Origin of the sequence: Baekduia sp., assembly GCF_035318805.1 — a bacterium.
In the GTDB taxonomy this organism is placed as follows: domain Bacteria; phylum Actinomycetota; class Thermoleophilia; order Solirubrobacterales; family Solirubrobacteraceae; genus Baekduia.
In genome coordinates this window covers 74,120-93,498 of the sequence record NZ_DATHDY010000046.1, presented here as the reverse complement: position 1 = coordinate 93,498, position 19,379 = coordinate 74,120, and the positions used below count along the sequence as shown (strand labels likewise).

General features: G+C 74.6%; 20 protein-coding genes. 14 read left to right on the top strand and 6 right to left on the bottom strand.

The features are described from left to right. From VK501_RS11075 to VK501_RS11045, 7 genes are read left to right on the top strand one after another with little or no spacing between them, the layout of a single operon-like run. Positions 1–882, top strand: a complete 882-nt coding sequence (locus tag VK501_RS11075) for an ABC transporter permease (RefSeq protein ID WP_324337470.1) — start codon at positions 1–3, stop codon at positions 880–882. After that, positions 879–2,519 carry an ABC transporter ATP-binding protein gene (locus tag VK501_RS11070; RefSeq protein ID WP_324337469.1) on the top strand — a complete coding sequence of 547 codons (1,641 nt, stop codon included), beginning with the start codon at positions 879–881 and terminating at the stop codon, positions 2,517–2,519. The genes VK501_RS11075 and VK501_RS11070 overlap by 4 nt, the downstream gene beginning before the upstream one ends. After that, a complete protein-coding gene (locus tag VK501_RS11065; protein WP_324337468.1) occupies positions 2,516–3,757 on the top strand; it encodes an acyl-CoA dehydrogenase family protein in 1,242 nt (413 codons plus the stop codon). The genes VK501_RS11070 and VK501_RS11065 overlap by 4 nt, the downstream gene beginning before the upstream one ends. Beyond that, positions 3,754–5,124, top strand: coding sequence for an LLM class flavin-dependent oxidoreductase (locus VK501_RS11060; protein ID WP_324337467.1), 1,371 nt, complete (start codon positions 3,754–3,756; stop codon positions 5,122–5,124). Before VK501_RS11065 ends, VK501_RS11060 begins: the two co-directional genes overlap by 4 nt. Further along, positions 5,121–6,080, top strand: coding sequence for a flavin reductase (locus tag VK501_RS11055; protein WP_324337466.1), 960 nt, complete (start codon positions 5,121–5,123; stop codon positions 6,078–6,080). Before VK501_RS11060 ends, VK501_RS11055 begins: the two co-directional genes overlap by 4 nt. A 34-nt stretch (positions 6,081–6,114) precedes the next feature. Continuing rightward, positions 6,115–7,332, top strand: a complete 1,218-nt coding sequence (locus VK501_RS11050) for an SfnB family sulfur acquisition oxidoreductase (RefSeq protein WP_349260994.1) — start codon at positions 6,115–6,117, stop codon at positions 7,330–7,332. 24 nt (positions 7,333–7,356) lie between these two features. Then, positions 7,357–7,737 (top strand): VOC family protein, encoded by a 381-nt coding sequence (locus tag VK501_RS11045; protein ID WP_324337464.1) that lies wholly within the window; start codon positions 7,357–7,359, stop codon positions 7,735–7,737. Positions 7,738–7,746: 9 nt separating this feature from the next. Here VK501_RS11045 and VK501_RS11040 read toward each other — a convergent pair whose 3' ends face one another. Further along, complete coding sequence (locus tag VK501_RS11040; protein WP_324337463.1) at positions 7,747–8,862, bottom strand: FAD-dependent oxidoreductase; 1,116 nt, start codon at positions 8,860–8,862, stop codon at positions 7,747–7,749. A 94-nt stretch (positions 8,863–8,956) separates the two neighbouring features. On the opposite strand from VK501_RS11040, the gene VK501_RS11035 reads away from it, so the two are divergent. Both VK501_RS11035 and xylA read left to right on the top strand, forming a co-directional pair. Then, the gene (locus tag VK501_RS11035; RefSeq protein WP_324337462.1) at positions 8,957–9,322 is read left to right on the top strand and encodes a helix-turn-helix domain-containing protein; all 366 of its coding nucleotides are present in this window, start codon (positions 8,957–8,959) and stop codon (positions 9,320–9,322) included. Between the two features lie 44 nt (positions 9,323–9,366). Further along, a complete protein-coding gene (gene xylA / locus VK501_RS11030; protein WP_324337461.1) occupies positions 9,367–10,515 on the top strand; it encodes a xylose isomerase in 1,149 nt (382 codons plus the stop codon). A 595-nt stretch (positions 10,516–11,110) separates the two neighbouring features. On the opposite strand, the gene VK501_RS11025 is transcribed toward xylA, so the two are convergent. Continuing rightward, complete coding sequence (locus VK501_RS11025) at positions 11,111–11,647, bottom strand: hypothetical protein (protein WP_324337460.1); 537 nt, start codon at positions 11,645–11,647, stop codon at positions 11,111–11,113. 108 nt (positions 11,648–11,755) lie between these two features. On the opposite strand from VK501_RS11025, the gene VK501_RS11020 reads away from it, so the two are divergent. From VK501_RS11020 to VK501_RS11010, 3 genes are all read left to right on the top strand, one after another. Then, positions 11,756–13,141: a cytochrome ubiquinol oxidase subunit I gene (locus tag VK501_RS11020; protein WP_324337459.1), complete on the top strand. Its 1,386-nt coding sequence runs from the start codon at positions 11,756–11,758 to the stop codon at positions 13,139–13,141. A gap of 3 nt (positions 13,142–13,144) precedes the next feature. Beyond that, a complete protein-coding gene (locus VK501_RS11015; RefSeq protein WP_324337458.1) occupies positions 13,145–14,407 on the top strand; it encodes a cytochrome d ubiquinol oxidase subunit II in 1,263 nt (420 codons plus the stop codon). 128 nt (positions 14,408–14,535) lie between these two features. Next, positions 14,536–15,372, top strand: coding sequence for an alpha/beta hydrolase (locus VK501_RS11010; protein WP_324337457.1), 837 nt, complete (start codon positions 14,536–14,538; stop codon positions 15,370–15,372). A gap of 98 nt (positions 15,373–15,470) precedes the next feature. Here VK501_RS11010 and VK501_RS11005 read toward each other — a convergent pair whose 3' ends face one another. The 3 genes from VK501_RS11005 to crcB (VK501_RS10995) are packed head-to-tail and all read right to left on the bottom strand — an operon-like array spanning position 15,471 to position 17,289. Then, positions 15,471–16,535, bottom strand: a complete 1,065-nt coding sequence (locus VK501_RS11005) for a DUF190 domain-containing protein (protein ID WP_324337456.1) — start codon at positions 16,533–16,535, stop codon at positions 15,471–15,473. After that, positions 16,532–16,897, bottom strand: coding sequence for a fluoride efflux transporter CrcB (crcB, locus tag VK501_RS11000; protein ID WP_324337455.1), 366 nt, complete (start codon positions 16,895–16,897; stop codon positions 16,532–16,534). The genes VK501_RS11005 and crcB (VK501_RS11000) overlap by 4 nt, the downstream gene beginning before the upstream one ends. Continuing rightward, complete coding sequence (gene crcB / locus VK501_RS10995) at positions 16,894–17,289, bottom strand: fluoride efflux transporter CrcB (RefSeq protein ID WP_324337556.1); 396 nt, start codon at positions 17,287–17,289, stop codon at positions 16,894–16,896. The genes crcB (VK501_RS11000) and crcB (VK501_RS10995) overlap by 4 nt, the downstream gene beginning before the upstream one ends. 324 nt (positions 17,290–17,613) lie before the next feature. Between crcB (VK501_RS10995) and VK501_RS10990 the strand changes: the two genes are divergently transcribed. Together VK501_RS10990 and VK501_RS10985 are read left to right on the top strand one after the other, a co-directional pair. Continuing rightward, entirely contained in the window at positions 17,614–17,964 is a 351-nt protein-coding gene (locus tag VK501_RS10990; protein WP_324337454.1) for a hypothetical protein, read from the top strand. A 57-nt stretch (positions 17,965–18,021) separates the two neighbouring features. After that, positions 18,022–18,993 carry a hypothetical protein gene (locus tag VK501_RS10985; RefSeq protein ID WP_324337453.1) on the top strand — a complete coding sequence of 324 codons (972 nt, stop codon included), beginning with the start codon at positions 18,022–18,024 and terminating at the stop codon, positions 18,991–18,993. Between the two features lie 18 nt (positions 18,994–19,011). Here the strand turns inward: VK501_RS10985 and VK501_RS10980 are convergent, their stop codons facing one another. Beyond that, the gene (locus VK501_RS10980; protein WP_324337452.1) at positions 19,012–19,374 is read right to left on the bottom strand and encodes a hypothetical protein; all 363 of its coding nucleotides are present in this window, start codon (positions 19,372–19,374) and stop codon (positions 19,012–19,014) included. Positions 19,375–19,379: the final 5 nt, after the last annotated feature.

Below are 19,379 nucleotides of genomic sequence, written 5' to 3'. Positions count from 1 at the left end.
ATGGCCACCGTCGAGCACGCCCTGACGCGCGACCCGCTCCTCGGCGCCGTCGCCGCGCCCGTCCGCCGCTCCCGCACGTTCCGCCCCGCGGTCGTCGCGTCCAGCCTCTTCTTGGGGTTCATCGCGCTGGCGGTGCTGGCTCCGTCGCTGGTCGCCGGCGAGTCGCCGCTGCAGGTCCACCTCGATCAGAGCTTCCAGGCGCCGTCGCTGCACCACCTCTTCGGCACCGACCAGTCCGGCCGCGACGTCTACGCGCGGGTGATCCACGGCGCGCGGGAGTCCGTGCTGATCGGGCTCGGCGCCACCGCCCTCGGGCTGGCGATCGCGACCGTGCTGGGGCTGGTCTCCGGCCTCGGCGGCCGCATCGCCGACGCGACGGTCACGCGGCTGCTCGAGGTGCTGTTCGCCTTCCCGGGCCTGCTGCTCGCGCTGCTGTTCGTCGCCATCTTCGGCACCGGCTCGGGGACCGAGATCGTCGCCGTCGCGCTGGCCTCGGCGCCGGGCTACGCACGGATGATCCGCGGCCAGGTGCTGGCGGTGAAGGGCTCGCCGTACGTCGAGGCGTCGCTGGCGCTCGGCCATCCGGCGCGTCGCACGATCGCGCGGACGATCCTGCCCAACGCGATGCGCCCGCTGGTCGTGCTCGCCACGCTCGGCGTCGGCCAGTCGATCGTGTGGGCCTCGTCGCTCAGCTTCCTCGGCCTCGGCGTGGCGCCGCCCGACCCCGAATGGGGAGCGATGCTCAACGCGGGACGCGACTACATCCAGCACGCCTGGTGGCTGGACTTCTTCCCCGGCGCGGTGATCGTCGCGTTCACCCTGGCGGCGACCGCGCTGGGCCGATACCTGCAAACGCGCCTCGAAGGGAGGCTGGAACGGTGACCACGCCCACCACGGACGCCGCGCTGCTGCGCGTCGACGACCTCGCGGTCGGCTTCGGCGACACGGACGTCGTGCACGGGATCTCGTTCTCGGTCGCGGCCGGCGAGTGCCTGGCGATCGTCGGCGAGTCGGGCTCGGGCAAGAGCGTGACCGCCCGGACGCTGGTCGGCCTGACGGGCCCGCGCTCGCGCGTGTCGGCGCGCCGGCTCGAGCTGGGCGGCCGGGACCTGCTCGGCCTCGGCGACCGCGGCTGGCGGCGCGTGCGCGGCGAGGCCGTCGGCTTCGTCCTGCAGGACGCGCTCGTGTCGCTCGACCCGCTGCGGCGCGTCGGCAACGAGATCGCCGAGCCGCTGCGGCTGCACGGCTGGGGAGCGGACCGGCCGGCCCGTGCGCGCCGGGCGGCCCGCCGGGAGAAGGTCGTCGACCTGCTGCGCGAGGTCGGCGTCCCCGAGCCCGAGCTGCGCGCCCGCCAGCTTCCGCACGAGCTCTCGGGCGGCCTGCGCCAGCGGGCGCTGATCGCCTCGGCGATCGCGCTGGACCCGCGGCTGCTGATCGCCGACGAGCCGACGACGGCGCTCGACGTCACGGTGCAGGCGCAGATCCTGGCGCTGCTGGAGGCGACCAAGCGCCGCGGCCGCGGCCTGATCGTCATCAGCCACGACCTCGCGGTCGTCGCGACGCTCGCCGACCGCGTGGCGGTGATGCACGCCGGCGTGATCGTCGAGGAGGGGCCGGTGGCCGACGTGCTGCAGCGCCCCGAGCATCCCTACACGCGCGCGCTGCTGGACGCCGTGCCCTCGGGGCGCCGCAAGGGCGCCCGGCCGGCGCCGGGCGGCGAGCCGCTCGTCGTCGCCGACGGCCTGACCAAGCGCTACCGCGGCCCCGACGGCGTGCAGCGCACGGTCGTCGACGACGTGAGCCTCGCCGTGGGGGCGGGCGAGACCGTCGGCGTCGTGGGCGAGTCCGGCTCGGGCAAGACCACCACGGCGCGCATGATCCTCGCGCTGGTCGAGCCCGACGGAGGTGAGGTGCGCCTCCGCGGCGAGGCCTGGAGCGGCGTGCCCGAGAAGGAGCGCCGCCACCGGCGCCGGCGGATCTCGACCGTCTACCAGGACCCGCTGAGCTCGTTCGACCCGCGCTGGGACGTCGCGCGCATCCTCGACGACGCGATCGCGAGCGAGAGCGTCCCGGGCCGCGACGCCCGAGCGGCGCGCGTCGCCGAGCTGCTGGCGCAGGTCGGCCTGGAGGCCGAGCATCTCCGCCGCCGCCCGCTGCAGCTCTCCGGAGGGCAGCGTCAGCGCGTGGCGATCGCCCGGGCGCTGGCCACCGAGCCCGACCTCATCGTCTGCGACGAGCCGGTCTCGGCGCTCGACGTCTCGATCCAGGCGCAGGTGCTCGACCTGCTGACCGACCTGCAGGCGCGGCTCGGGATCGCCTACCTGTTCATCTCGCACGACCTCGGCGTGATCCATCAGATGAGCGACCGGGTGATCGTGATGAAGGACGGGCGCATCGTCGAGGCCGGCACCGCCGACGAGGTCTTCACCCGGCCCCGATCGGACTACACCAAGCAGCTGCTCGCGGCGCTCCCGACGCTGGAGCCCGCGCCCCGGAGCCTTCAGGAGGCCATCGCATGACCATCACCACCCCGGGCCCGGAGCTCGCGCTCCGGCCGATCGCCGGCGGGCCCGGCGCACCCGCCGAGGACGAGTGGATCGCCAACGCCCGCGCGCTGGCCGCCGAGTTCGCCACCGACATCGTCGAGCGCGAGCGCGCCGGCGAGCCGCCGCTGGCCGAGGCGCAGCGCCTGCGCGACTCCGGGCTGCTGGCGCTGCTGGCACCGGCCTCGGTCGGCGGCCACGGCCGGCCGTACCGCACCGCGCTGCAGGTCGTGCGCACGCTCGCGCAGGTCGACTCCGGCGTCGCCCGGCTGCTGGCCTACCACCTGACGTTCCAGGACCGCATGGCCAGCGACCTCGAGGATCCGGCGCGCTACCGCGACCTGCAGCGGCGCAGCGTCGAGCACGACTGGATCATCGGGAGCACGGGCTCGCCGCTGGACACCGAGCTGGTGCTCACGCCCACCCTCGACGGCTTCCGGATCAACGGCACCAAGTCGTTCGCGACCACCGCCCGGGTGGCCGACCGCATCCTCGGCTTCGTCAAGGACCCCGGTAGCGGCCACCGCCTGATCGTCGAGATCGACCCGGCCGACCCCGGGCTCGACCACCTCGAGGACTGGGACATCCTCGGTGAGCGCCTGTCGGCCAGCAACGGCCTGGTCCTCACGGAGGTGGAGATCTCGCGCGACGCCGTGCTGGCCGACACCGGCCCCGACGAGGACGAGAAGCCGCCGCACCGCACGGTCGGGATCCTGTCGTTCCAGCTCGTGTTCATCCACCTGTACCTCGGCATCGCCGAGGGCGCCCTGCTGGCGGCGCGCGAGTACACGCGCACCCGGACCCGGCCGTGGGTCCACGCCTCCGTCGAGGAGGCGACCGAGGACCCGCACATCCTCAACACCTACGGCGAGCTGGTCAGCCGCGTGCAGGCGCTCGGCGCGCTGGCCGAGCGCGCCGAGGCCGCGGTGGCGTGGGCGCTGGAGCGCGGCCCCGACCTCACCGCGCGCGAGCGCGGCGAGGCCGCCACGTTGGGCGCGGCCGCCAAGGTCGTCGCGACCCAGGTCGTCCTCGACACGACGAGCCGCGTCTTCGAGACGACCGGCGCGCGGTCGGCCAAGCTCAGCGTCGGCCTGGACCGCTTCTGGCGCAACGCGCGTACCGAGACCCTCCACTCACCCGTCGCCTACAAGATCGAAGAGGTCGGCCGGTCCTTCCTCAACGACACCATCGCCAAGCCCTCGGAGTACCGATGAGCCCCCGCCGCATCCTGGTCAACGCCTTCGACATGAACACCCCGACGCACCTCGTTTCGGGCACCTGGCGCCATCCCGACAGCCAGGGCTGGCGGTACAAGGACCTGCGCTACTGGACCGACCTCGCGCAGCTCCTGGAGCGCGGGCTGTTCGACGGCATCTTCATCGCCGACGTGATCGGCGTCTACGACGTCTACGCCGGCAGCCCCGACGCCGCGCTGCGGGCCGGCGCGCAGGTGCCGGTCAACGACCCCATGTTGGTCGTCTCGGCGATGGCGCACGTCACCGAGCACCTCGGGTTCGGCATCACCGCCTCGACCTCCTACGAGCACCCCTTCACGTTCGCGCGGCGGATGTCGACGCTCGACCACCTGACCGACGGGCGCGTCGGCTGGAACATCGTCACGTCCTACCTCAACAGCGGCGCGCTGAACATCGGGCTCAAGGCGCAGGTGCGCCATGACAACCGCTATGACATCGCCGACGAGTACCTCGAGGTGGTGTACAAGCTCTGGGAGGGCTCGTGGGAGGACGACGCGGTCGTGCGCGACCGCGAGCGCGGGATCTTCACCGACCCGGCCAAGGTCCATCCGATCGAGCACGACGGGACGTACTTCACGGTCCCGGGCATCCACGTCAGCGAGCCGTCGCCCCAGCGCACGCCGCTGCTCTACCAGGCGGGCGCTTCGGCGCGGGGGCGGCAGTTCGCCAGCGAGAACGCCGAGGCGATCTTCGTCAGCGCGCCGAAGGCCGAGATCCTGGCGCGGACGATCGCCGACGTCCGCGCCCGCGCGGTGCAGGCGGGACGCGACGCCTACGACGTCAAGGTGTTCAGCGGGTACTCGGTGATCACCGGCGCCACGGCCGCCGAGGCCCGCCGCAAGCACGACCTGTACCGGTCGCTCGTCGAGCCCGAGGGCGCGCTCGCGCTCTGGTCGGGGTGGCTGGGCTTCGACCTCTCGCCCTACTCGCTGGACGACCCGCTCGAGTTCGTGCCCAACGAGGCCGTGCAGTCGATGGCCGAGACCTTCGGCGAGGGCGACTGGACGGTGCGCGACCTCGTCGAGCACCTGTCGCTGGCACCCGAGGGACCGGTCGCGGTCGGCACGGGCGCCGAGGTGGCCGATCAGATCCAGGAGTGGATGGAGGCCACCGACGCCGACGGGCTGAACCTGGCGCACGTGATCACGCCGGGCTCCTATGCCGACTTCGCCGAGCACGTGGTGCCCGAGCTGCAGCGGCGCGGCGTGTACCGCACGTCCTACGACGAGGGAACGCTGCGCGAGAAGCTCTTCGGGCGCGGCCCGCGCCTGCCGGAGACCCACCGCGGCGCCGGGTACCGGCGCGCGCCGGCGGTGGCCGGATGAGCGCGGGCGCCGCGGTCGGCGGCGAGGCGCTGCGCCGCGCGATGGGGCACTTCGCCACGGGCGTGGGCATCGTGACGGCCGCCGACGGCGCGGGGCGTCCGTTCGGGACGACGGCCAACGCCATCACCTCGGTCTCGCTCGATCCGCCGCTGGTGCTCGCGTGCCTGCGGCGGGAGTCGGCGACGCTGGCGGCGATCCGCGCGTCCGGGCGCTTCGCCGTCAACGTGCTCGGCGCCGATCAGCGCGAGCTGTCGGCACGCTTCGCACGGCGCGCGACGCCGCAGACGTGGGACGGCGTAGGGCACCGGCTGCCCGACGGCGTGCCGGTCCTCGACGGCGCGCTGGCCACGGTGGAGTGCCGCACGCACGAGCTGGCCGACGGCGGCGACCACGTCATCGCCATCGGGCGCGTCGTGGCGCTCGCCCATCCCGACGGCCACGCCGACCCGCTGCTGTTCTACCGCGGCGGCTACGCGGACCTCGTCCCGCGCGCGGCCGAATCCGAGCGCGCGCCGGCGCCGGCTCCCGAGACGGCGCACCCGGAGATCGCGCTGCCGTCGGCGCTCGGCACCCTGCGGATGCTCCCGCTGGCCGGGCAGGGCGACGTCGGGGCCAGCGTGGCGGTGCTCGTCGGCGAGCCGCGCGGGACCGCCGGCGCGCTGCTGTACGTCCATCGCGGGTGCCTGCTCGGCGACGCGCTGGGCAGCACGGTGTGCCGCGGCCGCGAGCGGCTGCACGCGGTGCTGCGCCGCATGGAGGCGGGCGACCGGCCCGGGGTCATCGTCTACCACCGCGACGGCGCGCTGGGCTTCGGCGCCTGCTGCCTCAGCGGCGGCGACGCGGCCGAGGCGCCGCTCACCGCGAGCGAGCGGGCGGCGCTGGACGACGCGGTCGGCCGGCTCGCGCTGCGCGACCCGGTGCTGCTCGGCGAGCGGACGCTGGAGCTGGTCGCGTGACGCCGGCGCCGCGCCGGTACGCGGTGGCATCCTGATGGGCGTGTCCCACGCATCAGCCGTGCCCCTCCTGCGGTCCGCCGACGAGGCCGTCGCGGTCGCCCACCAGGTCGCAGAGACGCTGGCCGAAGGCGCCGCGGAGCGCGATCGCGCCGGCGCCGCATGCGTCCCGCGCGACGCCCTGGCGGTCCTGGACGGCAGCGGGCTGCTGGCGATCACCGTGCCGGAGGCCTTCGGCGGCGCCGACCTCGGCCCCGAGGCGCTGGCCGAGGTGATCCGCGTCGTCGCGGCGGTCGATCCGGCGATCGCGCAGGTGCCCCAGGTCCACTACCTGTTCGTCGACGTGCTCCGCGTCTGGGGCGACGAGGCGCTGCAGGCGCGGCTCTTCGCCGACGTGCTCGGCGGTGGCCGCATCGGCAACGCGCTCGCCGAGCGGGGCGGCAAGCACGCGCAGGACCTCAAGACGCGCGTGGTCGACCAGGACGGCGGCGCGATCCTGCGCGGACGCAAGTACTACTGCACCGGCGCGCTGACCGCTCAGTGGATCGGCGTGAGCGCGCTGGACGCCGGCGACCGGCTCGTCGTCGCGTTCGTGGAGCGCGACGCGCCCGGCGTCGAGGTCGGCGACGACTGGGACGTCATGGGTCAGCGCGCGACGATCAGCGGCACGACGACCTTCGACGACGTGGCGGTCGACCCGGCGCTGCGCCTCGACTACGCCCGCGCGTTCGAGGTGCCCCAGCAGCTGGGCGCCCGCGCGCAGCTGGTGCACGCGGCCATCGAGGTCGGCATCGCCGGCGGCGCGCTGCGCGACGCCCGCGCGTTCCTGCGCGAGCGCGCGCGCCCGTCCAGCGAGGCGGTCCGCTACGGCGCCGGCGCGCCGGCCGGCGATCCCCACGTGCTGCACCGCTACGGGCGGATCGCGGCCCGCGTCGGCGCCGCCGAGGCGCTGCTGCGCGACGCCGCGCGGACGCTCGACGCGATCGGCCTGGTGCCGGCCGACGACGAGGCGGCCGCCCGCGGCTCGCTGGCGGTGGCCGCGGCCAAGGCCTTCGGGTCGGAGGTCGCCGTCGATGCCGGCTCCGAGCTCTTCGCGCTCTGCGGCACGAGCGCCGCCGACGCCCGGCACGACCTCGACCGCCACTGGCGAAACGCCCGCACCCACAGCGTCCACGACCCGGTCGACTGGAAGTACCACCACATCGGCGCCTTCGCGCTCGCCGACGTGCTGCCACCCAACCACGGGCAGCTCTGAGCGAGGCCTCGTAGGGTCCGCACCATGGACATCCGGCGCGCGATCCCCGTCCTGGTCACCGACGAGCCGGAGGCGACGCGACGCTTCTACGAGGACTTCCTCGGGTTCCGCGTCGCGATGGAGGAGGACGGGCTGCTGATGCTCGCCTCGCGCAGCGTGCCGACGACGCAGGTCATCGTCGCCTGGGCGAGCCCGACGGCGATGGACGCGGCGGTGTGCCAGCTCGACGCGTCGATCGAGGTCGAGGACGTCGACGCGGCCTACGCCGACGCCCAGGCGCGCGGGCTGGACATCGTCCGGCCGATCGGCGACGAGCCCTGGGGCATCCGCCGCTTCTTCGTGCGGGACCCCGGCGGCGCGACGATCAACGTGGCCAGCCATGCGCCATCCTCGTCGCGCCGCTGAGGCGCCGGGTCAGCGCGTCGTGGCGGGCTCCGCGTCGAAGAGCCCGGCGAAGTTGTCTACCATCATGTCCCGGCCCTTGACCTCGGCGATGACCGCGGCGCCGGCGACGCCGTCGTGGCCGGGCAGCAGGCCGGCGCCGCCCTCGGGGCCGAGGGGGACCGCGATGAACGGCGGGAACGCCGCCCACGCGACGGGCTCGCCCTCACCGGTGATGAGGTTCCGGATCGTGCCCGTCACGGCCTTCGCCTGCATGCCGGCGATGCCGGCCATGTCGCGGTCGGCGTCGGCGATGTCGCCCACGGCGAAGACGCCGTCCTGGCCGATCACGCGGAGGTGCTCGTCGACGCGCACGTAGCCGCGGTCGTCGCGCGCGTCCGACAGCGCGCCCCGCAGGTACTCGGTGTGCGGGGTCACGCCGAAGGCGCGGTACCAGACGTCGGCCGTGAGCTCGTCGCCGGCCTCGGTGGTGATCGCCACGGGCGCCAGCGTCGCGGGCGCGGCCGCGGGCAGCGCGGTCAGCGGGCTGCCGAGCTGCAGCTCGACGCCGAGCTCGTCGAGCTGGCGGCGCAGCTCGTCGCGCAGCGTCTGGTCGTAGGGGCCGGCCAGGATGTCGGGCGACACGTCGGCGACCGTCACGTGCTTGTCGGGGAAGAACGCCTTGATCTCGCCGGCGAGCTCGAGGCCGGACGGGCCGGCGCCGATCAGCAGGACGCGCCCGGCCGCCAGCAGCGCCTCGTGCGCGTCGCGGTACCTGGCGCGGGCCGTCTCGGTGTCGGGCTCGTCGGACTTGGCGGGGAACGGGTAGGACGAGCCACTGGCCAGGACCACGTAGTCGGCGGCGAGCTCGCGGCCCGACGCCAGGGTCACGTGGCGACCGTCGACCGCGACGGCGCGGTCGCGCAGGAACGTCCCGTGGGCGAGCAGGCGGTCGTAGGGGAAGAAGATCCGGTCCAGCCACTCGGGCTCGACGAGCGCGCGCCAGGCCGCGACGTTGTGGACGAACGCGTTCTTGGGGTCGACGAGCGTCACGTCGGCGACGTCGTCGAGGGCCTTGGCGACGTTGACGCCGGCGTAGCCGCCGCCCACGACGACGACGGACGGGCGTTGGGAGTTCTCGGTGGTCATGGTTCCTCGTGTGCTCGGAAGGGGCAATCGACGAGGAAGAAGCTAGCAGCTTCGAAATCACTAGTGACGACGGCGCCGCTAGCATTTACCCGGCATGGCCACCAAGCCCACCGCGCCCACCGACCACACCGACGCCGGAGCGTGCGCCCGCGGCGACGCCGCGCTGGCCCGCGCGTTCGGGTTCCTCGGCAAGCGCTGGAACGGCGTCGTGCTCGGCAACCTGCGCACGGGTCCCGCCGGCTTCCGCGAGCTCTCACGCGCCATCGGCGGGATCAGCGACTCGGTGCTGTCGGACCGCCTGGCCGACCTCACCGAGGCGGGCGTCATCAGCCGCACGGTCGACGACGGGCCCCCGTTGTCGGTCGCCTACGCGCTGACCGCGCGCGGCGAGGCGCTCATGCCGGCGCTCGAGCAGATCTCGCTCTGGGCCGCCGAGCACCTGCCCGCCGACCCGGACTGAGCCGGGTCACCGGGCGGCTCGCCGTGACGACCGAACCTGACCCGATGACGCCGCGCCCAGAGCATCGCTTCACGTTCGGGCTCTGGACCGTGGGCAACCCCGGTCGCGACCCGTTCGGCGAGCCGACGCGCGCGCCCGTCGATCCGGTCGACACCGTGCACCGGCTGGCCGACATGGGCGCCTGGGGCGTGAGCCTGCACGACGACGACCTCATCCCGTGGGGCACCTCGCCCGCCGAGCGCGACCGGATCGTGCAGCGCTTCGACACGGCGCTGAAGGAGCGCGGGATGGGCATCGGGATGGCCACCACCAACCTGTTCACCCATCCGGCCTTCAAGGACGGCGCGTTCACCTCCAACGACCGCGGCGTGCGGCGCGCGGCGATCGGCAAGGCCATGCGGTCGATCGACCTCGCGGCGCAGCTGCGTGCCGAGAACTACATCTTCTGGGGTGGCCGCGAGGGCACCGAGGTCGGCGCCGCCAAGGATCCTCGCGACGCGCTGGAGCGCTACCGCGAGGCCATCGACGTGCTCGGCGACTACGTGGTGCAGCAGGGCTACGACCTGCGCTTCGCGATCGAGCCCAAGCCCAACGAGCCGCGCGGCGACCTGTGGCTGCCGACCGTCGGCCACGCGCTGCATTTCATCACCACCCTGGCGCGGCCCGACATGGTGGGCGTCAACCCCGAGGTGGCGCACGAGACGATGGCCGGGCTCTCCTTCCACCACGGCGTGGGCCAGGCGCTGTGGGCGGGCAAGCTGTTCCACATCGACCTCAACGCGCAGCGGATCGGCCGCTACGACCAGGACTTCCGCTTCGGTGCCGAGGACCTCAAGGAGGCCTTCCTCCTCGTCCGCCTGCTGGAGCGCGCCGGCTACGACGGGCCGCGTCACTTCGACGCGCACGCCTACCGCACCGAGGACGCCGAGGGCGTATGGGACTTCGCGGCCGGCTGCATGCGGACCTACCTGGCGCTCGCCGAGCGGGCCCGTCACTTCGACGCGCTGCCCGAGGTCCAGGAGGCGCTGGCCGCCGCGTCGGCGCCCGAGCTGGCGCAGCGCTCGACCGACGGCGCCGGCGAGGCCGACGCGCTCAAGGCGGAGTCCGACGGCCTCGACGCGCTCGCGCGACGGGGCTACGCCAACGAGCGCCTCGACCAGCTCGTGGTGGAGGTCCTGATGGGCCTGCGGTAGGCGCCGGCCGGGCCGGTCAGCGGCGGCAGCGAACCCGTGGAACAACTCATCTCTAGGGCCGGTCGCCGATCTGCTCGGCGTAGCCCGTGTCGAGCATGGTCTCGGTGCGCGCCGGGGCGGAGCGCTGCTCGCCCGGAGCCGGCGCGAGCGACCACTCCAGGATCTCGGAGGTCCCGGGATCGAAGACGATGCGGAAGTCCTGGCTCCGACCCGCTCGACAAGCCGCGCGACGGGGCCTACGCCTACGGCGACGGGCCGCTGGCCGAGCTCGACCCCGCCGACCTGCCGTCCGACCGGTAGACGACGACGTCGTCGTTGTGAGATCCGCTGGTGCGATAAGCAGCGCCTGTTGGAAGCGGGACCTTACGCCCCGATGCTGAAGCGGCGATGCAGCGTTCAGAGCCGAGACCTGCCGATGCGGTCGCCCGCACACCACGGGCGCTCGGCGCAGGTCCGCCGGCTGCTCTGACCCGACCGCCGGCGCGTCATCGCCGGGGTCCGTCGCCCAGACGCCGTTGACCGTCGCGGGGCCCTCCTCCTCCCGGGCCTCGCGGCGGGGGCGTCTGGACCAGCCGTCCCGTCGGTGGCGGACGGCTCAGCGGTCGTCGGGCAGGCGCCACCCCTCCGGGCCCGCGAGCGCAGCGGCCGCCGCGGGCCCCCAGCTGCCCTGCGCGTAGGGCACCGGCGCGGGCGGATGCTCCAGGATCGGCGCCGCGCACGCCCACAGGCGGTCGACCTCGTCGGCGCGCGTGAAGAGCAGGTGGTCGCCGAGCATCACGTCGTGCAGCAGCCGCTCGTAGGCCTCCAGGCCCTGCTCGCCCTTCAGCGCCCGCTCGACGTCGAGCGTCAGCGGGGCGCGGGTGATCTCCGACGTCGGGCCGGGGACCTTGACCCGGAGGTCGACGGCGATCTGCGGGTCGTCGGTCAGCTCGAAGACGACCTCGTTGGGGCGGCGCGCGGCATCGCCGTCGCCGGCGAAGATCGGGCGCTCGGGCTCGCGCAGCGCGATCGTCACCGTGCGCCGGCCCGCGGCCATCGCGAGGCCGGGCAGCAGCTTGCGGCGGGCGAGGTCGCCGCGCGCGCCGAACAGCACGAGGACGTGTGGGTCGGGGGACGAGGGTGCGGGAGGCATCACGTACCCGGGTACCCGCGCGGCGCGCTCGTCGCCCGCGTCCGGCGGTGACCGATCGCACACGCCGCTGCGCGATTGCGCACCGTCGCGGCCGGGCATCTGGTCAGGGTGACGCTGCTCGCCCTGCTGTCGGCCGTGCCAGTGGCGCAGGCGCTCGGGCCGGTCGAGCAGCAGCATCTGCTCGAGGCCCGGCAGATGCAGGCGCTGTCGTTCGCGGCGCACATCCCGCTGGTGTGCTTCGGGATCGCGTTCCCCGCGATGGTGCTCGTGATGGAGTGGCTCGGACAGCGCACGGGCGACCCGATCTACCGGACGATCGCCCGCCGCTGGAGCCGCGTGATGGTCGCGCTGTTCGCGGTCGGGGTCATCACCGGCACGGTGCTGAGCTTCGAGATGGGCGTGCTGTGGCCGAACTTCACCGCGACGTTCGGCGGCGTGTTCGGGATGGGCTTCGCCATCGAGGGCTTCTCGTTCTTCATGGAGGCCATCTTCATCGGGATCTACGTCTACGGCTGGGACCGGCTCTCGCCGCGGGCGCACCTGCTGAGCGGCATCCCGATCGTCGTCACCGGCTTCACCGGGTCGTGGATGGTCATCGCGGTCAACGCCTGGATGAACCACCCGGGCGGCTTCCGCCTGGTGGACGGCAGGGCCGTCGACATCCATCCGTGGTCGGCGCTGTTTGCCAACGACTACCTCTGGCACGAGCTGATCCACATGTACATCGCCGGCTACATCGTCACGGGGTTCGCCGTGGCCGCCGCGTACGCGGTGGCCCGCCTGCGCGGGCGCTGGACGCGGTACGAGAAGACCGCGATGGCGGTCCCGCTGACCATCGCCGCGCTCGCCGCGCCTGTGCAGCTGCTGGTCGGCGACTGGGCCGCCCGCGAGGTCGCCGACAAGCAGCCGGTCAAGCTCGCCGCCATCGAGGGACTGCCGAGGACCGAGAAGGGCGCGCCGCTGCACGTGCTCGGCTGGTACCACGACGGCGAGGTCAAGTTCGGCATCCGCTTCCCCAAGATGCTGTCCGTCCTGGCCCACCACGACCCCAACGCCGAGGTGGTGGGGTTGGACGCGGCGCCGCCGTCGCAGCGGCCGCCGATCAACGTCGTGCGCGTGGCGTTCCAGACGATGGTGGGGATCGGCACGCTGCTTGCGGCGCTCGGCGTGCTGGTGCTCTTCGTGCGCGTGCGCAAGCGGAGGCTGCCCGACTCGCCGTGGTTCTTCCGCGCGCTGGCCGTGGCCGGGCCGCTCTCCTACGTCGCCCTGGTCTGCGGCTGGGTGACGACCGAGGTCGGCCGCCAACCCTGGGTCGTGTACAAGATCATGCCCACCAACCAGGCGGTCACCGGCGCGGGCGGGATCCCGGTCGGCTACGCCGGGCTGTGGATCGTCTACCTCGGCGTCGCCGCCGGCGTGGTGTGGATCCTGCGACGCCTGGCGCGCGCGCCGCTCGACGTGCCGGTGGCGACGCCGGTGCACAAGGAGGCGTGATCCGTGGCGCTGGCCGACGTCCCGATGGTGTTCATCCTGGTCGGCCTGGTGTTCTACATCGTGTTGGCCGGCGCGGACTTCGGCGCCGCGCTGTGGCAGGTCACCGCGCCGCGGACGCCCGCGGGCCAGCGGCTGCGCGACCTCGCCCACGACGCGATGGCGCCCGTGTGGGAGGCCAACCACGTGTGGTTGATCTTCGTGCTGACCGTGACCTGGACGGCGTACCCGGCGGCGTTCGGCTCGATCGCCTCGACGCTGGCCGTCGCCCTGTCGGTCGCCGCCTTCGGGATCATCGTGCGCGGGGCGGCGTATGCGCTGTCGTCGGGCACCGCGGACCCGCGCGAGATCCGCCGCATCGACCAGGCGTCGGCGATCTCGTCGTTCCTGACGCCGTTCGCGCTCGGCGCGTGCATCGGCGCGCTGGCCACCGGCCGGGTGCCGTACGGCAACGCCAAGGGCGACCTCTTCTCCAGCTGGCTGAACCCGACGTCGATCTTCATCGGCGTGCTGGCCGTCGTGTTCTCCGCCTACCTCGCGGCGGTGTACCTGTCGGCCGACGCCGTGCGCCACGGGCAGCACGACCTCGTCGAGCCGTTCCGCCGCCGCGCGCTCGGCGCGGGGACGCTGGCCGGCGCGCTGTCGGTCGCCGGGCTCGTGGTCCTGCACGACGACGCGCACGGGCTGTACCGCGACCTCGTCGCCGGCGCCGGCCTGCCGGCCGTGATCGTCTCCGTGCTGGCCGGCGCCGCGACGCTCGGCCTCGTCGCGCGGCGGCGCTTCGAGCCCGCGCGCTACGGCGCCGCGCTGGCGGTGACCGCGATCGTCGCCGGCTGGGCGCTCGCCCAGCAGCCGCGGTTCCTGCCGGGCCTGACGATCGAGCAGGCGGCCGCGCCGCACGACGCGCTGGTGGCCATCATCGTCGCGGTGGTCGGCGGGGCGATCATCCTGTTCCCGTCGCTGACGCTGCTGCTGCGCCTGACGCTCGGCGGCCACCTGCTCCACGCGGGCGTGGAGCCCGAAGGCGGGGAGCGCCGAGCCGTCGCGGAGCCTGCGCGCGCGACCGCCGGCCAGCCGCTGCTGGGCATCGACACGGGGCTCGCGGGGCGGATCGCGGCCGCCTGCCTGGTCGGCGGCGTAGGGTTCCTGACCGTGGCGGAGACCGGCTGGGCGCACGCGATCGGCGTCGTGCTGCTGCTCGGCTTCGTGGTGGTCGGCTTCCTGGGCGCCGTGCCCGCGCTGCTGGCCGGCGAGCCGCCGGCGAACTAGTAGGTCGGGTGGGCGCGCGGAAGCGCGGACAGGGGTCCGGTGCGCGGCCGGGCGCCCGCGCTAGCGTGGCCGCAGTGCCGCACCGGGCGGGTCCCCCGGCCCGTCCTCCACCGGATCAGGAGGTCGCCATGCTCGTCCCGCCCAAGGCCCGCCGCCGCACCCTGCGGTCGTGGCTGCCGCTCGCGCTCGTCACCGCCCTGCTGGGCGTGGCGCTGCTCGCCTCGCCGGCCTCGGCCGCGACGAAGACGAGCAAGCCCACGGTCGTGCTCGTCCACGGCGCCTTCGCCGACGCCTCCGGCTGGGCGGGCGTGATCGACCGCCTGCAGGACGCGGGCTATCCCGTCGTCGCGCCGGCCAACCCGCTGCGCGGGGTCGCCGCCGACGCGGCCTACGTGAAGAGCTTCCTGGCCACCGTCGACGGGCCGATCATCCTCGTCGGCCACTCCTACGGCGGCATGGTCATCACCAACGCGGCAACCGGGAACCCCAACGTGAAGGCCTTGGTCTACGTCGCGGCCTACGCCCCCGACGAGGGCGACACCGCGGCCGGGCTCAGCGCGCTGGCCGAGGGCGGCATGATTGGCCCCGCGACGCTGACGATCCGCACGTTCCCCGGCGCCGACGGCACCCCGACGCCCGAGGGCTACATCAAGCTGGACGTCTTCCACAAGATCTTCTGCGCCGACCTGCCGGCCCGCAAGGCCGCGGAGATGGCGGTCTCGCAGCGTCCCGCCGCCGTGTCCGCCCTGGGCGAGCCGTCCGGCGCGCCGGCCTGGAAGACGATCCCGTCCTGGTACATGGTGGCCGGGAAGGATCTCGCGATCGGCACGGCCGCCGAGCGGATCATGGCCAGGCGGATCAAGGCGACGACCGTGGAGGTCAAGGGCGCATCGCACGTCGTGTTCATCTCGCACCCCGGCGCGACCGCGAAGCTCATCGAGCGCGCGGCCGGTGCCAAGAAGTAGCGCTAGGAGACGGTGCCGCTGTCGCGACTGGGGACCCACCTCCGGCGGCGACGGCTGGCCGTCGCGGGCCTCGGCCTCGCTGGCCGCCTACGGCACCCCTAGGTCGGGCGCGCGGCCAGCCGCACACCGCCGGGCGCTTCGCCGGCCAGGTGCACCGCGGGGACCATCTCGCTGGTGACCAGGCCGGTCGCGGCGGTGAGGCGGTCGACGGTCGGATACCAGCGCTGGATCTGCTGCGGCGTGTCGATGATCGAGACCACGACGGGTACGCGCCGCCGCAGCTGCCACAGCGTGTCGCCGTGGGGCGAGTGGCCGGCGTGGTAGCCCCAGATCCCGCGCAGGCTCGTGGCTCCGGCGGCGCCCTCGGCGCGCAGCGCGCGGATCAGCGCGCGGTGCAGCGGCCGCCCGTCGTGCCGGGACTGCTCCGAGGCGAAGACGGTGAGCTTCTGGTGGACCGGCAGGCCGGAGGGATCGCGGTCGGCCAGCGGGCGCGGCGCGGCGACCGTCTGCCCGTCGCGCTTGCAGATCTGGACGGACTCGAGCGTGACGAGCGCGCGGTCGTGCGCGGCGTGCACCGCGGGGAGCGCGGCCGCGATGCGGTCGCGGTCGCCGACCGCGAGGACCATGACCGGGACGTCGGCGTTGCGGGCGAAGAAGCGCGCGCGCCTGCGGACACCGTGGGCGGTTCCGTCGACGCCGAGCAGCACCGTGGCGCCGGCGACGCCGTGGCGGTGCAGGAGGTCGACGACCGCCGCGGCGGCGGGGCGGCCCGCGAGCCGCTCGTGGCGGCCGAGGTAGACGGTGAGCTTGGTGTCGCCGGCGGCCGCCGGAGCGACGTCGACGCCATCGGTCAGCATCCGTGCGCGCTCCAGCGTGATGAGGCCCGTGAAGCGCGGCAGCGCGCGGACGTCGGCCAGGGCGGCGTCGATGCGGTCTGGACGGTCGACGGCGACCGAGACCATCGGCAGGTCCTCCGACAGGCTCAGCAGGCGGTCGGTGCGCAGCCGGTGGTGGGCGCCGAAGCCCTCGACGCCGCGCAGCACCAGGCTGGTGCGCAGCGCGTGGCGCGCGTAGACGTCGACGAGCGCGTCGGCGAGGAACGCGCCGCCGGCCCGGGCGCGCTCGCCGAAGTAGGTGGTGAGCTTGACGCAGTCGTCGCTCATGCCAGACCGCCCAGGGAGCGTCCGGCGAGCGCGGCGAGCACGCCGAGCACCAGGCTGACCGCGAGGTTCAGCGCCCCGAGCCGCGCCTGGCCCTCCTCGGCGAGGCGGTGGCTCTCGAACATCCAGGTGCTGAACGTGGTGAACCCGCCGATCAGGCCGACGCCCCACAGCCGGTACGCGTCGCCGCCGAGGCCGGCGCCCGTCAGGACGCCGAGCGCGAACGAGCCGGTGACGTTGACCGCGAGCGTCCCGTAGGGAAACGCGCTCGGGACCCGGCGGCTGACCGCGCCGTCGAGCAGGAAGCGGCCGACGGCGCCGCACCCGCCGAGCAGCCCGACGCCGAGGACGACGAGCGCGCTCATCGAGTCCAGCTCGCTCGCCGGACCAGGTTGGTGGCCAACGCGACGGCGGCGAAGCCGAGGCCGACGCTGGCGGCGGCGTAGGCCAGCGCGAGCCCGATCCGGTGGGCGTCGAGCATCTGCAGCAGCTCGAGCTGCATCGTCGAGAAGGTCGTCAGCCCTCCGCAGATCCCGGTGCCCAGGAACGGGCGGCGGTACGCCGAGAGCGGCAGGCGCTCCTGCAGGCGTGTCGCGAAGTACCCCAGCAGGAACGCGCCGGCGATGTTCACCAGGAACGTGGCCCACGGCCAGCGGCCGGGGTCCGCCGGCAGGGCCTCGCTCAGCTCGGCGCGGGCCACCGCGCCGAGGAAGCCGCCCGCGAAGATGGCCGCGACCTCGCGGCGGTCCAGCTGCATGGTCACGCGCGCTCGGCCGGGGTGGTCGGCCGGCGCCAGAACGGCGGGGTCGCGTCCGGGCCGCTCATGACCGCATTCTGTCGCGTGCGGGGGACGGCGGCCTGCGAGCCGCAGCCTCGGTCGTCCTGCCCCAAAGGGCTGAGGATGGGAAGGACGACCGAGCGCAGCGGTGGTCCGAGGACCGTTCCGCGCTACGACACGCCGACATCTCGAAGATCACAACTCCGGGTTTCCGGGGTGACCCATGCGGGCTATGCGCCCGTCGGATCGTCGGGCCCGGGCGATCCAGGGGGCGGGTTCCCGGTCGTCGCGCCCTTGTAGGGCATGACCCAGGATCCTGACTCCACCCCCGCCGAGGCGATCGGCGAGCTGGTCGACGAGCTCGTGCGCGCCGGCGCGAGCCTCTCGCAGATCGTCGCCCACATGAGCCGCTGCGCCGCCGCCGCCCCATCCGGCGCCGAGCCGGCGGCCGACGTGCTCCGGCGCCTGCTCTGCGGGGTCCTCGAGGAGGCCCTCGCCGGCCACTCCGTGACCGAGCTCCTCGACGCGGCCGGCGTCGTCGGCTGCGCGACCGACGCGATCGACCGCAACGTGGTCCTCGTGGACGCCGGCCCACCGCCACCCACGCAGCGGCGCCGGTCGCGCGGGAGGGGCGCCGGGCGACGGCCGCGGTGATCTCCGGACCGCGCGGGGGCGAGGGACCCGTGCGGCGCGTCCCGACGTATGGAGGACATGCTCGATCGCCGGGAGCTCCTGGAGCGGGCCGTGCTCGCCGCCGCGCCGGCCGTGCTCGGCGCGCGGCTGGCGCTGCCCGCGCGCGCCGGCGCCGTCGCCACCACGGCGCTCGTCACCGCCGACACCGAGGCGCACCTGGCGGTCGTGTCGCTCGCACGGCGACGCGTGACGCGGCGGATCGCGACGGTCGAGGATCCGCGGAGCATCCAGAGCGGGCCGGCCGGCAGAGCCGTCGTCGGGCACGCGGCGACGGGTGCCGTCTCGCTGCTGGAGGGGCGGCCGCTGCGGGTGCGCCGCGTGCTGCGAGGCTTCGGCACGCCGCGGTACACGGCCTTCGCGCCCGGGCGGCCGCTCGCCTACGTCAGCGACTCGGCCCACGGTGAGCTCGCCGTCGTCGACGTCCGGGCCGGGCGCGTGGTGCGGCGCGTCGCGGTGGGTGACGGCGCGCGCCATCTCGCGCTGTCGCCCGACGGCCGGTGGCTGTGGGTCGCGCTCGGCTCGAGCGCCGCGGAGATCGCGGTGGTCGACGTGCGCGACCCCGAACGCCCGCGCCCGGCGGCCCGTCTCCGCGTGCCGTTCCTCGTCCACGACGTCGGCTTCTCCCCGAGCGGGCGGCGCGTCTGGGTCACAGCGGGGCGCGTGCCGCGCATCGCGGTCTACGCCGCGACCACCCGCCGCCACCTGCGCACGCTGAGCGCCGACGCCGCGCCGCAGCACGTGAGCTTCGGGCCCGACGTCGCCTACGTCGCCAGCGGAGAGGCCGGCACGGTGGTCGTCCACGCGCTGAGCGACGGCCACGTGCGCCGCCGCACCCGCGTCCCGCGCGGCTCCTACAACGTGCAGCGCACGGCGGCCCGGGTGGTCACGCCGTCGCTCGGCACCGGCGCGCTCACGATCCTGGACGCGCGCGGCGCCGTGACGGCCTCGATCCACGTCGCCGCCGCCGCGCACGACGCGTGCCTGGTGTGACTAGGAGACTGTGTCGCTCTAGCGCGTCGACTCCCAGCGCGTGCCGTCGCCGACTTCGCCGGCGGCCGCCTGCGCCACGGCGGCGCGGGCCTGGGCGCCGACGCCGATGACGGTCGTGTAGCCCTCGCCGGCGAGGGCGGTGGCCACGGCCTGGGCCTCGAGCGATCCGCCGACGGTGCGGACGTCGGCGGCGCCGTCGGTCGCGCCGGCGAGCTCCGCCGCGCGAGCGTCGGGGCCGGCGAGGATGGCGACGCGGGATGCCGGGACGGCGGCGACGCGATCCTGCGATGCCGCGGTGCCGGCGCAGCCCGCCAGCACCACGGCCAAGAGCGCACTGCGCGCCAGAAGGGTGGGTGAACGAAGGGGGAGGGGATGGGTCATACGTA

What these genes read in the sequence shown, in the direction of transcription:
- VK501_RS11075 (WP_324337470.1), top strand. Translation starts at nt 1, where the DNA reads ATGGCCACCGTCGAGCACGCCCTGACGCGCGACCCGCTCCTCGGCGCC.
- VK501_RS11065 (WP_324337468.1), top strand. Translation starts at nt 2,516, where the DNA reads ATGACCATCACCACCCCGGGCCCGGAGCTCGCGCTCCGGCCGATCGCC.
- VK501_RS11060 (WP_324337467.1), top strand. Translation starts at nt 3,754, where the DNA reads ATGAGCCCCCGCCGCATCCTGGTCAACGCCTTCGACATGAACACCCCG.
- VK501_RS11055 (WP_324337466.1), top strand. Translation starts at nt 5,121, where the DNA reads ATGAGCGCGGGCGCCGCGGTCGGCGGCGAGGCGCTGCGCCGCGCGATG.
- VK501_RS11050 (WP_349260994.1), top strand. Translation starts at nt 6,115, where the DNA reads ATGGGCGTGTCCCACGCATCAGCCGTGCCCCTCCTGCGGTCCGCCGAC.
- VK501_RS11045 (WP_324337464.1), top strand. Translation starts at nt 7,357, where the DNA reads ATGGACATCCGGCGCGCGATCCCCGTCCTGGTCACCGACGAGCCGGAG.
- VK501_RS11040 (WP_324337463.1), bottom strand. Translation starts at nt 8,862, where the DNA reads ATGACCACCGAGAACTCCCAACGCCCGTCCGTCGTCGTCGTGGGCGGC.
- VK501_RS11035 (WP_324337462.1), top strand. Translation starts at nt 8,957, where the DNA reads ATGGCCACCAAGCCCACCGCGCCCACCGACCACACCGACGCCGGAGCG.
- xylA (WP_324337461.1), top strand. Translation starts at nt 9,367, where the DNA reads ATGACGCCGCGCCCAGAGCATCGCTTCACGTTCGGGCTCTGGACCGTG.
- VK501_RS11025 (WP_324337460.1), bottom strand. Translation starts at nt 11,647, where the DNA reads ATGCCTCCCGCACCCTCGTCCCCCGACCCACACGTCCTCGTGCTGTTC.
- VK501_RS11010 (WP_324337457.1), top strand. Translation starts at nt 14,536, where the DNA reads ATGCTCGTCCCGCCCAAGGCCCGCCGCCGCACCCTGCGGTCGTGGCTG.
- VK501_RS11005 (WP_324337456.1), bottom strand. Translation starts at nt 16,535, where the DNA reads ATGAGCGACGACTGCGTCAAGCTCACCACCTACTTCGGCGAGCGCGCC.
- crcB (WP_324337455.1), bottom strand. Translation starts at nt 16,897, where the DNA reads ATGAGCGCGCTCGTCGTCCTCGGCGTCGGGCTGCTCGGCGGGTGCGGC.
- crcB (WP_324337556.1), bottom strand. Translation starts at nt 17,289, where the DNA reads ATGCAGCTGGACCGCCGCGAGGTCGCGGCCATCTTCGCGGGCGGCTTC.
- VK501_RS10990 (WP_324337454.1), top strand. Translation starts at nt 17,614, where the DNA reads ATGACCCAGGATCCTGACTCCACCCCCGCCGAGGCGATCGGCGAGCTG.
- VK501_RS10985 (WP_324337453.1), top strand. Translation starts at nt 18,022, where the DNA reads ATGCTCGATCGCCGGGAGCTCCTGGAGCGGGCCGTGCTCGCCGCCGCG.
- VK501_RS10980 (WP_324337452.1), bottom strand. Translation starts at nt 19,374, where the DNA reads ATGACCCATCCCCTCCCCCTTCGTTCACCCACCCTTCTGGCGCGCAGT.